Source organism: Mesorhizobium sp. M3A.F.Ca.ET.175.01.1.1 (assembly GCF_004791945.1).
Classification (GTDB): domain Bacteria; phylum Pseudomonadota; class Alphaproteobacteria; order Rhizobiales; family Rhizobiaceae; genus Mesorhizobium.
On the sequence record NZ_SRTP01000002.1, the window covers coordinates 83716 to 97755 of the forward strand.

Annotated in this window: 15 protein-coding genes and 1 pseudogene; 11 read left to right on the forward strand and 5 right to left on the reverse strand. The window is 64.9% G+C overall.

Annotated features, from left to right (window positions below):
• Window positions 1-108: 108 nt before the first annotated feature.
• From lptB to lptC, 3 genes are read right to left on the reverse strand one after another with little or no spacing between them, the layout of a single operon-like run.
• On the reverse strand, window positions 109-927 hold the full coding sequence (gene lptB, locus EN818_RS05075; RefSeq protein ID WP_095804332.1) for an LPS export ABC transporter ATP-binding protein: 819 nt from the start codon (window positions 925-927) through the stop codon (window positions 109-111).
• A complete protein-coding gene (locus EN818_RS05080) occupies window positions 927-1508 on the reverse strand; it encodes an LptA/OstA family protein (protein WP_095804333.1) in 582 nt (193 codons plus the stop codon). Before EN818_RS05080 ends, lptB begins: the two co-directional genes overlap by 1 nt.
• The gene (gene lptC / locus EN818_RS05085; RefSeq protein WP_095804334.1) at window positions 1495-2208 is read right to left on the reverse strand and encodes an LPS export ABC transporter periplasmic protein LptC; all 714 of its coding nucleotides are present in this window, start codon (window positions 2206-2208) and stop codon (window positions 1495-1497) included. Before lptC ends, EN818_RS05080 begins: the two co-directional genes overlap by 14 nt.
• Window positions 2209-2510: 302 nt before the next feature.
• Here lptC and sppA point away from each other — a divergent pair, with 302 nt between their 5' ends.
• From sppA to EN818_RS05105, 4 genes are all read left to right on the forward strand, one after another.
• Window positions 2511-3467: a signal peptide peptidase SppA gene (gene sppA, locus EN818_RS05090; protein ID WP_095804904.1), complete on the forward strand. Its 957-nt coding sequence runs from the start codon at window positions 2511-2513 to the stop codon at window positions 3465-3467.
• Window positions 3468-3544: 77 nt separating this feature from the next.
• Complete coding sequence (locus EN818_RS05095; protein WP_027165368.1) at window positions 3545-3829, forward strand: integration host factor subunit beta; 285 nt, start codon at window positions 3545-3547, stop codon at window positions 3827-3829.
• Window positions 3830-3894: 65 nt separating this feature from the next.
• Window positions 3895-4230 carry a DUF1049 domain-containing protein gene (locus EN818_RS05100; RefSeq protein ID WP_095804905.1) on the forward strand — a complete coding sequence of 112 codons (336 nt, stop codon included), beginning with the start codon at window positions 3895-3897 and terminating at the stop codon, window positions 4228-4230.
• A gap of 28 nt (window positions 4231-4258) precedes the next feature.
• Window positions 4259-5239 carry an ornithine cyclodeaminase family protein gene (locus EN818_RS05105; RefSeq protein ID WP_095804335.1) on the forward strand — a complete coding sequence of 327 codons (981 nt, stop codon included), beginning with the start codon at window positions 4259-4261 and terminating at the stop codon, window positions 5237-5239.
• Window positions 5240-5268: 29 nt separating this feature from the next.
• Here EN818_RS05105 and EN818_RS05110 read toward each other — a convergent pair whose 3' ends face one another.
• Both EN818_RS05110 and EN818_RS05115 read right to left on the reverse strand, forming a co-directional pair.
• Window positions 5269-5637: a VOC family protein gene (locus tag EN818_RS05110; RefSeq protein WP_095804336.1), complete on the reverse strand. Its 369-nt coding sequence runs from the start codon at window positions 5635-5637 to the stop codon at window positions 5269-5271.
• Between the two features lie 107 nt (window positions 5638-5744).
• Window positions 5745-6436 (reverse strand): annotated as a pseudogene (locus EN818_RS05115) (YafY family protein).
• A gap of 102 nt (window positions 6437-6538) precedes the next feature.
• Between EN818_RS05115 and EN818_RS05120 the strand changes: the two are divergent.
• From EN818_RS05120 to EN818_RS05150, 7 genes are all read left to right on the forward strand, one after another.
• A complete protein-coding gene (locus tag EN818_RS05120; protein WP_095804337.1) occupies window positions 6539-7024 on the forward strand; it encodes a DUF1772 domain-containing protein in 486 nt (161 codons plus the stop codon).
• 85 nt (window positions 7025-7109) lie between these two features.
• The gene (locus EN818_RS05125) at window positions 7110-8186 is read left to right on the forward strand and encodes a class I SAM-dependent rRNA methyltransferase (RefSeq protein WP_135904107.1); all 1077 of its coding nucleotides are present in this window, start codon (window positions 7110-7112) and stop codon (window positions 8184-8186) included.
• Entirely contained in the window at window positions 8186-9025 is an 840-nt protein-coding gene (locus EN818_RS05130) for an RNA methyltransferase (RefSeq protein WP_095804339.1), read from the forward strand. The genes EN818_RS05125 and EN818_RS05130 overlap by 1 nt, the downstream gene beginning before the upstream one ends.
• A 16-nt stretch (window positions 9026-9041) precedes the next feature.
• Window positions 9042-9530, forward strand: a complete 489-nt coding sequence (lspA, locus tag EN818_RS05135; RefSeq protein WP_095804340.1) for a signal peptidase II — start codon at window positions 9042-9044, stop codon at window positions 9528-9530.
• Between the two features lie 56 nt (window positions 9531-9586).
• The gene (locus EN818_RS05140) at window positions 9587-10576 is read left to right on the forward strand and encodes an MDR family oxidoreductase (protein WP_095804341.1); all 990 of its coding nucleotides are present in this window, start codon (window positions 9587-9589) and stop codon (window positions 10574-10576) included.
• Between the two features lie 106 nt (window positions 10577-10682).
• Window positions 10683-12965 (forward strand): PAS domain-containing hybrid sensor histidine kinase/response regulator, encoded by a 2283-nt coding sequence (locus EN818_RS05145; protein WP_095804342.1) that lies wholly within the window; start codon window positions 10683-10685, stop codon window positions 12963-12965.
• 183 nt (window positions 12966-13148) lie between these two features.
• Entirely contained in the window at window positions 13149-14036 is an 888-nt protein-coding gene (locus EN818_RS05150; RefSeq protein ID WP_095804343.1) for a GNAT family N-acetyltransferase, read from the forward strand.
• Window positions 14037-14040 lie beyond the last annotated feature (4 nt).

The window sequence follows — 14040 nt, forward strand, 5'->3', positions numbered from 1 at the left end:
TGTCAAGGCAAACGCTAGCAAAGGCCGCTTACCGGAGCGTTATCTGCGGTCGGAATCGCGAGCAAGGAGTCGAAATCCGCCGGAATCACCCGGAACTGTATCTTACGCTCAGAGCGTAAAGCCCTCGCCGAGATAGAGGCGCCGGACATCGGCGTTGGCGACGATCTCGTCGGCGCGGCCATGCGTCAGCACCTGGCCGGCATGGATGATGTAGGCGCGGTCGATGAGACCGAGCGTCTCGCGCACATTGTGATCGGTGATCAGCACCCCGATGCCGCGCGCGGTGAGATGGCGCACGAGTTGCTGGATGTCTGCAACCGCAATCGGGTCGATGCCTGCAAACGGTTCGTCGAGCAGCATGTAGGCCGGGCGCGTCGCCAATGCGCGCGCGATTTCCAGGCGGCGTCTTTCGCCGCCGGAGAGCGACAGCGAAGGCGCCTTGCGCAAATGGCTGATATGGAATTCCTCGAGCAGTTCGTCGAGCGAGCGCTCGCGCTCCTTGCGGCTCTTCTCGACCACTTCCAGCACGGCGCGGATGTTTTGCTCGACGCTGAGGCCGCGGAAGATCGAGGCTTCCTGCGGCAGATAGCCGATGCCGAGGCGGGCGCGGCGATACATTGGCATCGAGGTGACGTCAAAGCCGTCGATCTCGATCGTGCCCTCGTCCACCGGCACCAGGCCGGTGACCATGTAGAAACAGGTGGTCTTGCCGGCGCCGTTGGGCCCAAGCAGACCGACGGCCTCGCCGGCCCGCACGCCCAGCGTCACGCCGCTGACGACCTTGCGGCCCTTGTAGCTCTTGGTCAGGCCCTTGGCGATCAGGGTGCCCTTGAACTTCGCCTTCTCGGCGCTGACCGTGGCCGGCGCAGCCGGCTTGCCGGCCGCCCGCCCCGGGAGTCGGGCCAGCAGCGATGATACGCCGGCCATTACTTGTTCGCCGCTCCCTGCTTCTGGGGCGTGAACGACATCATGACGCGCTTGCCGCAGCCGTCGACATTGCCGAGACCGCTCTTCATCTGCACCGTCAGCTTGCAGCCCTTCAGCACATTGTCGCCCTGCGACAGGACGACTTCGTTGCCGGAAAGCACGAGCACCTGCGTCTTCATGTCGAATGTGCCGGTGTCGCCGGTAGCGATCTGGTCGTTCGATTTGATGTAGACCCTGTTCTCGACCACCAGGTGATCGATGTTGCCGGCGCCGGTCATTGCCGATGCACCGGCCGCCGCGCCCTTGGGCGCGTTGGGATCCTTGACATAATAGACCGTCATCTTGCCTGCCTTGAGCAGGGTCGGCCCCTGGGTGACCGTGACGTTGCCGCTGAACACGGCCACGCTGTCGGCCTGCCGGACCTCCAGCTTGTCGCTCTCGATCTGGATCGGCTGGTCGCCGGACAATTTCAGGCCGGGCATCTGGCTGGTCGCTCCCGACTGCGCAAGCGCGGACGCCGCACCCAGCAACAGCAGCGCTAAGGACGCGCCTGGAAGCCGTGCCGCACTACTGGGACGCATTCTGCTCTCCGCTCTTTGCCTCTGCCGCCTTCAGGCTGGCCGGATCGATGTTGACGCGCACCCGGTTCTCGAAAACGACGAGCTTGCCATTGTCCTGGACCGACAACGAGTCCGCGGTAATGCGCGACCCGCCTCGGCTTACATCGACCGGTTTGTCGGTCTTCATAGAGCCTTTGCCCATGTCTAGGAAGACCGATTTGAACGTGGCCAGCATGCCGTCGCTGGTCCTCACCGTGACGTCGCTGGTGAGGTCCATCGTGTTGGCGTCGCGGTCGTAGATGCCGTGTGCGGCGTCGACCGACACGACGTTGTCGGCGGCCACCGGCAATTTGGCGTTGATACCTTCGAGATCGATGATTCCTTGCTTGCCGACGTCCTGCGTCGCCCTGGTCGCCGTCAACGAGTAGGGCAGCTTCTGCTTGGTGAAGCCGTTGAGCTTGGGATTGGCCATCACCAGCTTGCCGTTGGAGAACGCGCTGCCGTCTGCCTGCACCGAGACCGAAACTGGAGCGGCAAGATAGGAATAGACCGGGAAAGCGACCGCAATGGCGGCCGCAAGCAGCGGCACGGCGAATTTCAGCACGCGCACGCGGCGCGAATGGCGCTGCGCCCGATCGAAGGCATCGCCCCGCGTGCTGGCCGGCCCCTCGGCAGCCGGCACCGTCTCGGCATCGCTCGTTTTTTCAGATCGCGCCAACATGACTGTTTCTATGGAGCCCTTGCCCGCCAAACACCGCCTATAGGTGGTATGCCGGCCCCCGCACGCAAGCACAAGCGGAGGAAAACTGCAAAAATATGACACCCGCCGCGGCAGAACCGCGACGGAATTCGACAGAACCTACTACCCTTCATAGCAGATAGGGACCGGCAGCGTTAAATTTTCGTGAAAGCGTGGTGACGGTAGGTGACGGCTTCGGTCAGCCAAGGTCCGTTCAGGAAACGGTAGCCGGGCGCGGGCGGTTGCTTTAAAAGCGTCCTTTCCCACCCATTGTGAGGCTGATGATGGCAATGAGAGCCGACGACCTGATCGACCGCCGCCGCTTGCGCCGCAAGCTGACGTTTTGGCGCGTGGCCGCGTTTGTCGTCCTGGCGGCTGCGCTGATCGCCTTTTCGGCATGGGTCTACGATGACGAGTTCGCCGGCCAGGCGGTCAATCACATCGCCAGGGTCAAGATCGAAGGCACCATCACGGAAGACGATGAACTGATCAAAAGGCTGGAGGCCATTCGTCAGTCCTCGACGGTGAAAGGCGTCATCCTGTCGATCGATTCGCCCGGCGGCACCACGGTCGGCGGCGAATCGATCTATGAGGAAGTGCGCAAGCTTGCCGGCGAAAAGCCGGTCGTGGCTGAGGTCGGGACGCTCGCGGCATCCGCCGGCTATATGATTGCCAGCGCCGCCGACCACATCGTTGCCCGCAAGACCTCCATTGTCGGCTCGATCGGCGTGCTGATCCAGTATCCCGATGTCAGCGGCCTGATGGACAAGCTCGGCATCAAGCTCGAGGAGGTGAAATCCTCGCCGCTCAAGGCTTCGCCTTCGCCTTTCAAGCCGACCAATGACGAGGAGCGCGCCATGGTGCGCAAGCTCATCCTCGACAGCTATGACTGGTTCGTCGGCATCGTCGCCGAACGCCGCAAGATGACGCGCGAGCAGGCGCTGGCGCTTGCCGACGGCTCGATCTTCACCGGGCGCCAGGCGCTCGCCAACCATCTGGTCGACGCGGTCGGCGGTGAGACCGAAGCCGTCAACTGGCTGGCCAGCAAGGGCGTCGATGCCAAGCTGAAGGTCATCGAGTGGAAGGACAAGGACAGGCGCGGCAGTTTCCTGTTCTCCGAATCCATGGCCAAGACCATGGCCCGCGCGCTCGGCCTCCCGGATGCCGGTGGCGACCTCATCCACGAGCTTGGTGCCGACCGCATGTTTCTTGACGGTCTCGTTTCGGTCTGGCACCCTTGACGCCCGTTGGGATGAGTGAAAAAAGCAAATAAAATCATCCTGATAATTGACCGCAGTGGTTTACGGGGAACGTACTTATGATCAAATCCGAACTTGTGCAGATCATTGCCGCGCGCAACCCGCACCTTTTCCTGCGCGACGTCGAAAACATCGTCGGCGCGATCTTCGACGAGATCACCGACGCGCTTGCCGAAGGCAACCGGGTGGAATTGCGTGGCTTCGGTGCCTTTTCGGTGAAAAACCGCCCCGCCCGCACCGGCCGCAACCCGCGTACCGGCGAGTCCGTCGAGGTGGAGGAGAAGTGGGTACCGTTCTTCAAGACCGGCAAAGAGTTGCGTGAAAGGCTGAACGGCGGCAAATAGGCGCGCCGCCGGCCGGGGTCGAACGAGGCCACTTCGGCAGTGCCCGCCTTTCCATGGGAAACCAGATGTTCAATCGCTTCATGCTCGTCGTGGTCTTCGTGCCGCTAGCCGTCATTCTGATCGCGCTCGCCGTCGCCAATCGCGGTCCGGTCGCCTTCACGCTTGATCCGTTCAACCCCGGCAATCCCGCTCTCACGCTGACGCTGCCGCTCTTCATCTTCCTGTTCCTGGCGCTTGCCGCCGGCATGATTGTCGGCAGCATGGCGACCTGGGTGAAGCAGGGCCGCTATCGCAAGCTGGCGCGCCAGCGCGGTATCGAGGCCGAGAACCTGCGCCAGGCGGTGAGTCGCGCGCCCGCGGCGCCGCCGAGCGGTCCCGCCTTGCCGAAGCCGACGAATTGAACGGCATCTCGCTGCCACGGAGCCTCCCATGCTGACCATTTCGGCCGCCGAGGTTGATCAGGCTCTGACCTTTCCAGGCCTGGTCGAGACGCTGCGCGCAGCTTTCCGCGAGGGCGCCGTGCAGCCCGTTCGCCACCATCACACGGTCGAGCGGCCCGACGGCGCCGCTTCGACGCTGCTGCTGATGCCGGCCTGGACCGACCTCAACGCCGCCGGCACCTCGGCTGGCGGCCACATCGGCGTCAAGATCGTCACCGTGTCGCCGGACAACAACGCCATCGCCAAGCCGGCCGTGATGGGGCTCTATCTTCTGCTCGACGGCGTCACCGGCGAGCCGGAGGCGCTGATCGACGGCCAGCGGCTGACGCAATGGCGCACCGCCTGCGCCTCGGCGCTCGCCGCCTCCTATCTTGCCCGCAAGGATGCTTCCAGGCTGCTGGTGGTCGGCGCCGGAGCGTTGTCGCCCTTTCTCGCCAAGGCGCATTCGGCGGTGCGACCGATCAGTTCCATCCGGATCTGGAACCGCACGCCGGCCAATGCCGAGAAGGTGGCGGCCGCCCTGCGCGCCGAGGGGCTTGCCGCAAGCGCTGGCGGCGACCTCGCCGACGAGCTTGGCGAAGCCGATATCGTCTCGTCGGCCACCATCACCAGCGAGCCCCTGATCAAGGGCGCGCTGCTGAAGCCGGGCACCCATGTCGACTTGGTGGGCGGTTTCACGCCGACCATGCGCGAAAGCGATGACGACGCCATTTCGCGCGCCCGCGTTTATGTCGACACCCGCGCCGGCGCCACCAAGGAAGCCGGCGACATCGTCCAGCCCTTGGTTTCCGGTGTCCTGAAGCCTGAGGCGATCATCGCCGACCTGCATGAATTGGCGCGCGGCGAGAAACAGGGCCGGCAGAGCGACGGCGAGATCACGCTGTTCAAGTCGGTCGGGGCGGCGCTCGAAGACCTCGCCGCCGGCATCGCCGTCTACAAGGCGCTCAAAGCTAAGGGAGTAGGGGAGTAAGGAAACTCAATGCCTACTCCCCTACTCCCCTACTCGAACGGCCAGTACACCCGCAGCCGATGCCCGTCGGGATCGAGCGCGACGAATGTGCGGCCGAAATCCAGATCCACCGGCGCCTGCAGCATCTTCAGGCCGCGCCCGGTCCAATCGGCATGCATGGCATCGACAGCATCCGCATTCTCGACTGCAAGCACGAGTTCACCGCCTCCGCCTGCGGCAGCCGCCGCCGGCTCCACGGCGTGGCGCGACCAGAGCCCAAGCTTGAAACCCTTGTCGAGCACGAACATCACGAAGGTCGGCGAGGCCTCGACCGGCGCGCGTCCGAGCAGCGAGGCGTAAAACGCACCGCTCCGCTCGGGGCTGTCGACATAGAGGATGACGAAGTTGGGCGTATTCATGTGTGATCTCCAAGGGGTGTTTCGACCTTGGTGACCTTAGAATACGATGCTGTCAGATTCTGGCAGCAGCGATCAACGAGCAGAGGCGTTCAGGCCTCGCGACCCGGCTAAACTTTGTTATCCGGTTTGTCGATCGTCCTCCGCCATTCCTTGAGCATTGCCTGGCGGCGGCGCGGATAGCGGATGTCGGTGGCTGTCAGATTGGACATACGGTCGGCGCGGAAATGCCGGAAGTCCTGGCGCGTCTCGCACCACGCAGCCATCACCCGCACCTTGTCGAAGAATCCGAGCGCGAACGGCCAGACCATGCGCTGCGACGCCGCGCCGCCGGCGTCACGATAGCGAAAGCCGAGTTTGCGCTCTCTGCGGATCGCCTCGCGCACGACGCCAAGATCGATGGCCTCGGCGCCTCCAGCGGGCGGGCCGACCAGCAGCGTCGTGGCGTCGAGATTGTCACGCAGATCGTCGGGCAGCACGGCCGCGATCTTGGCCAGCGCGTCGGTCGCCGCAGCCGCAAGCCGCTTGTCCGGCTGCCTGGCGACCCAGCGCGAGCCAAGCACGATGGCCTCGATCTCCTCGTCCGTGAACATCAGCGGCGGCAGCATGAAGCCGGGCTTCAGCACGTAGCCTAGCCCCGCCTCGCCTTCGATCGGCGCTCCCTGCCCCTGCAGCGTCGCGATTCGCGATAAACCGTGCGGATCGAGATTTCCATCTCGCCGGCAAGCATGCGGCCGCTCACCGGCCGGCGGTGGCGGCGCAGGATCTGGACCAGGTCGAGCAGGCGTTGGGAGCGGGACATCTTTTCCATCCGGAATGGCCGGACGATAGGACTGCGGTGGTTAGTGCGACAAGCTATTTGCTAATATTGGAACACCTGCCGCCGAGCGCGGTTGTGCCCACGATGGAGATGCGCGGATTTCTGTTCTTCTGGTCGGTGCTTACAGCCACGGTTGCAGCTCTCAGTCTGGGGCCATCCTTTGCCCATGTCCTGGAATCGCTGCCCCGGTTGACGAGATGGTCGCCGGAACTCTGGCGGGAAACGACAGTCTTCAATGCGCAGTTCCAGCTCTTTCTGCTCGTCGGTGCGCCGCTCGATATGGCCGCGATCGCCTGTCCGGCCCTGCTGGCCTGGATGCTGCGCGATGAGCCTCGCGCATTTTGGCTGGTGATTGCCGCCACCCTCCTCTATGCGCTCTCGCTGGCCCTCTGGTTCATGCTTGTGAAGCCCGCCAACGACGTTCTTGCGACCTGGGCGCCTGGCCCGATCCCCGACAATTTCGAAGCCATCCGGCTGCGCTGGGAAACCGGACATATGGTTGTCACGGCGGCGAAGGCCGTCGGGTTCGTTTCGCTTTGTCTCGGCCTGCTCACGATGCGGCACGGATGAAAGCTTCCAGCCATGTCGCATGGTTTGTTGCGCCGACAGGTTGAGCTGTGGCAGAAGCGGGCCGGACCGCCGGAGATGCCCGTTCTTGAAATCCTTTCGCGACAAACGCCGCGACAGCCGCCCCGCCAGGACGGAGCCGCCGGACCGGCGCGAGTCCATCGCGCCGGCACGGAAACAGCCCAAGACTGGCGAGCGCCCCGCGACAAGATTGGCTGATCGGCTTGAGGCAGAGCCCTCGCCGCGAGTGCTCGCGCGCCGCGAGGGCGTGCTGCCGGCCGAGCGCCTGCCGCTGATACTCGAGGTCGCTCCCAATGCCGACTATGCGCTGCTGGACAGCGGCGCCGGCGAGAAACTGGAACAATACGGCCCCTACCGCATCGTGCGCCCGGAAGGCCAGGCGATCTGGCAGCCCGCGCTTTCCGCCAAGGAATGGCAGCGTGCCGACGCCATCTTCACCGGCGATACCGACGAGGAAGGCATCGGCCGCTGGCGTTTTCCGAAAACGCCGCTCGGCGAGACCTGGCCGATGAAGCATGATGGCATCGATTATCTCGGCCGCTTCACCTCCTTCCGTCATGTCGGAGTATTTCCCGAGCAGGCCTCGCATTGGGACCACATGGCCGGGCTGATCGCCGCCGCGAAACGGCCGGTCAAGGTGCTGAACCTCTTTGGCTATACCGGCCTCGCCTCGCTGGTGGCTGCGCGCGCCGGCGCCGAGGTCACCCATGTCGATGCCTCGAAGAAGGCGATCGGCTGGGCGCGCGAGAACCAGGAGATGGCCGGCCTCGGCAACAAGCCGATCCGCTGGATTATCGAGGACGCGGTGAAGTTCGCCGAGCGCGAGGAGCGCCGCGGCAGCCGCTACGATATCGTTCTCTTCGACCCGCCAGCCTATGGCCGCGGCCCCAAGGGCGAGGTCTGGCAGTTGTTCGAGGACCTGCCGGGATTGACCGACCTCTGCCGCTCGATCCTGACGCCGAAGCCGCTCGCCGTGGTGCTGACCGCCTATTCGATCCGCGCCTCCTTCTTCGCCATCCATGCCTTGATGCGCGATACCTTCGCCGGGATGGGCGGCACGGTCGAATCCGGTGAGCTGATCATCCGCGAGAAGTCCGCCGGCCGCGCGCTGTCGACCTCGCTGTTCTCGCGCTGGGTGGCCTGATGCACGAACGTCATGCAGGGGCACCAGGGCAGGTGAAGGAAGTGACCAGCCTCGCCAACCCGCTGGTCAAGGACATCAAGGCTCTGGCGCTGAAGAAATTCCGCGACCAGCAGAACGCTTTCCTGGCCGAGGGCTTGAAACTGGTCATCGACGCGCTTGATCTCGGCTGGTCGATCAGGACGCTGGTCTTCGCCAAGGCAGGGCGCGGCAATGCCGCGATAGAAAAGGTTGCCGCACGCACGGTCGCCGCCGGCGGCACCGTGCTCGAAGTCTCGGAAAAGGTGCTGGCGGCGATCACTCGCCGCGACAACCCGCAGATGGTGGTCGGGGTCTTCGCACAGCAGTTCATGCCGCTGAAGGAGATCCGCGCCAAAGATGGCGACGTATGGGTCGCGCTCGACCGCGTTCGCGATCCCGGCAACCTCGGCACCGTTATCCGTACGGTCGATGCCGTCGGCGCCAGGGGCGTGATCCTGGTCGGCGACACCACCGATCCTTTTTCACTGGAGACGGTGCGAGCCACCATGGGCTCGGTCTTTGCCGTGCCTGTCGCCAAGGCGACGCAGGACGCTTTTCTCGCCTGGCGGCGCGATTTTCCTGGCCTGGTCGCGGGCACGCATCTGAAGGGCGCGGTGGACTACCGTTCGGTCGATTTTTCCCGAGGTCCTACATTGCTCTTGATGGGCAACGAGCAGCAGGGCCTGCCGGACGCGCTTGCCGAAAGCTGCGACAGGCTGCTCAGGATCCCTCAGGCCGGCCGCGCCGATTCGCTCAACCTGGCAGTGGCCACCGGGGTCATGCTGTTCGAGATCCGTCGCGGCGCCTTGAAACTCGAGTGATAAGGACGGCTAAATCGTGAAATCCTGGTCTCCCTATGCGCTGCTGGTGATCGCGGCAATCGCGCTCGATCAGTGGGTCAAGCAGCTGGTCGAGAACGGCCTTGCCTTCGAGGACAAGGTGGATCTTCTGCCGTTCCTGGCGCTGTTCCGCACCTACAATATCGGCATTGCCTTCTCGATGTTCCCCTCCTTCGGCGACACCGGCCTGGTGATCATCGCCGCATTGGTCGTCGCCTTCGTGCTCTATCTCGCCGCGCGGACGCCCGCCGGCCACATCGTTTCCCGCATCGGCTTTGCCCTGATCGTCGGTGGCGCGCTGGGCAACCTGATCGATCGCGCCATCTACGGCCATGTCATCGACTACATCCTGTTCCACACGCCCGTCTGGTCCTTCGCGGTGTTCAACCTGGCCGACGCCTTCATTTCGGTGGGCGCGGCGCTGGTCGTCCTGGACGAGCTGATCGGCTGGCGGCGCGAGGCCAGGCCCCAGGACCCGGGCAATTGACCTCATGCGGCCACCGCCGCAAAGTCGATCCAATTGCCAGAACCGAGGAGACAAAAGTGCCCGACACCTTCAAAGCCATCCTCGTCTCGCGCGACGCCGAGAAAAAGCAGTCGGTCGAAATCGTCGATATGACCGAAGCCGAACTGATGGAGGGCGATGTCACGGTCGCCGTCGAGGCGACGACGGTCAACTACAAGGATGGGCTCGCCATCACCGGCAAGGCCCCGGTCGTGCGCCGCTGGCCGCTGGTGCCGGGCATCGACTTCGCCGGCACCGTCATTGCCTCTTCGCACGCCGACTGGCGCAAGGGGAACAAGGTGATCCTCAACGGCTGGGGCGTCGGCGAGACGCATTTCGGCGCCTATGCCGGGCGCGCCCGGATCAAGGGCGACTGGCTGGTGCCGCTTCCCGATGGCATCAGTCCGCACGATGCGATGGCCGTCGGCACGGCCGGCTACACCGCGATGCTCGCGGTCATGGCGCTCGAGCGGCACGGCATCGTGCCGGACCGCGGACCGGTCGTGGTGACAGGCGCCGCCGGCGGCGTCGGCTCGGTCGCGATCTCCATCCTGTCGACTCTCGGCTACCATGTGATCGCTTCCACCGGACGCAGTGCCGAGAGCTCTTATCTGATGGACCTCGGCGCGGCCGAGGTGATCTCGCGTGACGAGCTCGGCCAGCCGGCAAAGCCCCTTGCCAAGGAACGCTGGGCCGGCGGCATCGACTCGGTTGGCAGCCACACCCTGGCCAACGCGCTTTCCATGACGTCCTATGGCGGCGCGATCGCCGCTTGCGGACTGGCCGGCGGCATGGACCTGCCGGGGAGCGTGGCCCCTTTCATCCTGCGCGGGGTGTCATTGCTCGGCATCGATTCCGTCATGGCGCCGAAGGCGGTCCGCCTCGAGGCCTGGCGCCGCATCGGCAACGATCTCGACCTCAAGAAACTGTCTGCCCTGTCGCGGACGATCGGCTTCGACGGTATCATCGGCGCCGCGCACGACATCCTGGACGGGAAGATCAGGGGTCGCGTGGTGGTGGACATGTAACCACCGGCTGTGTTCAGCCGGATCTGGTTCCAAAATCCGCGTGATTGCTAAAATTCGAACGGTCCGCCGCAACCTTCCATAATCTCTGGCTGGCAAGGTGGTCCGCATGATCGCGGACTCCGGCACCAGGCAGGGCAGCAACGCCACGGGTATCGACAGGCTGGGCGGCGCCGAAGCGCCGAAGCGGCAGCTTGTCGTCGCGCCCCCGCTGGCACCCGAACTGCCGGCGGGCAACCGCGAAGGCCTGCCCTTCCTGATTGTCGTGGCCATCGCCGTGCTGGCCGGTCTGGTCCATTTGACGGGAGCGCCGTTCTTCATCACCCTCGGCCTGCTGGCGACTGGACTTGCCGGCCTCGCCATGCATTTGCGCAACCGGCGCATGGAGCGCCGTACAGCGGCGCTGCTCGACGAGACCGCGGCCCGCAGCCGCGCTGAGATCGAGACGCTCGCCGACCGCATGTGGGAGATGCAGGAGAGCGAGGAACGTTTTCGCGGCCTCATCGACGCGCTCGGCGACCTCGTTGTTCACCGCGACCGCGACGGTCATGTCGTCTACGCCAACAAGGTCTTCGCCTCGCTCGTCAACGTTGATCAGCGCGATCTCGCCGGAAAGACCTTGTCCGACCTCGGCATCGATGTCGGCATCGTGCCCGACGCGGCGTTTTCTGACCATGAATGTCTTAGTTCAACCGACGTCGCGATCCGCACGCCGAACGGGCCGCGCTGGTTCTCCTGGATCGAGCTTTCGGTGCGCGACAAGGACACGGGCGCCGTGTCGCACCGGGCGATCGCCCGCGACATCACCGCCCGCAAGCGGGCGGAATCGTCGCTGATCACCGCCCGCGAACGCGCCGAATATGCCAGCCAGGCCAAGTCGCGCTTCCTCGCCACCGTCAGCCACGAGATCCGCACCCCGATGAACGGCATCATGGGCATGGCGAAGCTGCTTGCCGACACCGATCTGTCGCCCGAGCAGCGCACCTATGTCGGTGCCGTCTCCACCTCGGCGAGCGCGCTGCTTGCCCTGATCGAGGACCTGCTCGATTATTCCAAGATCGAGGCCGGCCGCTTCGACCCGGAGCCTCAACCGACCTCGCTGCGCGAGATCGCCGACAACATCATCGAGCTGCTCGCGGCGAAGGCCTTTGCCAAGAACATCGGGCTGGGATGCTATGTCGAACCCGACGTGCCGCAGATGATCACCGCCGATCCGGGCAGGGTGCGTCAGGTCTTGCTCAACCTGATCGGCAATGCCGTCAAGTTCACCGATGCCGGCGGCGTGCTGCTCACCGTGGCGCGTGCCCGCACCGAAACGACGGACCGCATCTGCTTCACCGTCTCCGATACCGGCCCCGGCCTGCGCGAGGAGGACATGGAGCGCATCTTCGAGGAGTTCGAGCAGTCCGACGGCACCTCGACCAGGGTGCATGGCGGCGCCGGCCTCGGGCTCGCCATATCCAAGCGTCTCGTCAGCGCCATGGGCGGCTCGATTTCGGTGTCGAGCCGGCTCGGCGAGGGGTCGGAATTCATTTTCGAGCTGCCCGCGACTGCCGCAACCGAGCCGCCGCAGAACAGACAGAACATACTCTCCGGCTGGCATGCAGTGATCGTATCCAAGAATGCCGTCGAGGCCGATGCCATCGCTCGCACAATTCGCGCCCACGGCGGCATGGTGAACATTGCCGCGACGCCAGCGCGGGCCGCGTCCTTCGCCGCCGATTGCAACGTGCTGCTGGTCGATGCGACGATCGAGAACAGCGATGGGCGCCTGCTCAGGCAGCTGCGCCAGAGCGGCTTTGCCGCTTGCGAAGCCGTCACGCTGATCGCACCCACCGACCGCGGGTTGCTCGGGGAGCTCCGCGCCAACGGCTACTCCACCTTCCTGGCCAGGCCGGTCCGAGGCGAGACGCTGCTGCGCATGCTCTTGACCAGCCATGTGCCCGTTCTTGCCGAGCCGCAACCGCAGCCGCGCGGCGCCTCTGCGGCGCGCAGGCGCGATCAGGGGCTGTCGGTGCTCATTGCCGAAGACAACGACATCAATGCCATGCTGGCCCGAGCCACGCTTCTCAAGGCGGGGCATCGCGTCAAGATCGTCGGCAACGGCAAGGCGGCCGTCGAGGCCGTCACCGATGCCGGGCTCAAGCATCGTTTCGACGTGGTGCTGATGGACCTGCACATGCCGGTGATGGACGGACTGGACGCGATTGCCGCCATCCGCCGCCACGAGGAAGCGACGGCCGTGCCGCCGATCCCCATCATGGTGCTTTCAGCCGACAGTCAGGAAAAGACCCGCCACGCCGTGCTCGCGCACGGCGCCAGCGGCTTCGTCACCAAGCCGCTCGATCCCGACGCGCTCGTCCAGGCCGTCGAGGGCCAGGTTGCGGCGTGACGAAATTTTCGGGCCCCGAAAACCTTGGATTGCTTGGCTTTCGGGACTTCAAGATAGCCGGTTGAGCGTATTCGCCAGCCGGCGAAGTATTGCCCGGATCGCCGTATCACGGTACTGTCACAATCCTGTTGCACCTACACCGTATCCCCGTGCCAAGAGGGATGGCTCGAAGGAGAATCACTCGTGCACACAGTCATGCCGGAATGTGACACTCGGCCGAACACCAACGGTGCCCTGCTCACCGCCCGGACCGCCGATGCCGTCGCAACTGGGGCACCGCTGGGCCGCATTGGCAACCTCGAAGTGCGGCTCGCCCGCAACGCAGCCGAAATCGCCGCTGCCCAGGAAGTCCGCTACCGGGTGTTCTATGACGAACTGGGCGCCAGGATGGACTTGTTCCAGGCGCAGAACCGGCGCGACGCCGACCGCTTCGACCCGCTCTGTGACCACCTCCTGGTTGTGGACACGTCGCTTCCCGGGCCCGAGCATCGCCGCATCGTCGGCACCTATCGCTTGCTGCGGCAGGAGATCGCGACGGCTGCGGGGGGGTTCTACTCCGAAGGCGAGTTCGAGCTGACCAAGCTGATCGCGCGTCATCCAGGCCAGCGCTTCCTCGAGCTCGGCCGCTCCTGTGTCCTCCCGGAATACCGCTCCAAGCGCACCATCGAGGCGCTCTGGCAAGGGATCTGGGCCTATATCAAGCACTATGGCATTGGCGTCATGACAGGCTGCGCCTCCTTCCACGGCACCGTACCCGCTGCCCATGCCGAAGCGCTCACCTACCTTGCCCATCACTGCCGCACAGACTCCGCCTGGGATGTCCGGGCGGTGGCAGGCCGCTACTGTTCGATGGACCTGATGCCGATCGAGGCGGTCAATGCCAAGGCGGCGATCGCCGCCATGCCGCCGCTGGTCAAGGGTTATCTGCGCGTCGGCGCCCGCATCGGCGACGGCTGCGTCATCGACCAAGAATTCTCGACCGTCGACATCTTCGTGGTCATGCCGGTCAAGGAGATCGGCGCCCGTTACGTCAACTATTATGGCGGTGAAGGGCAGCGCTTCGCTGCGTGATTGC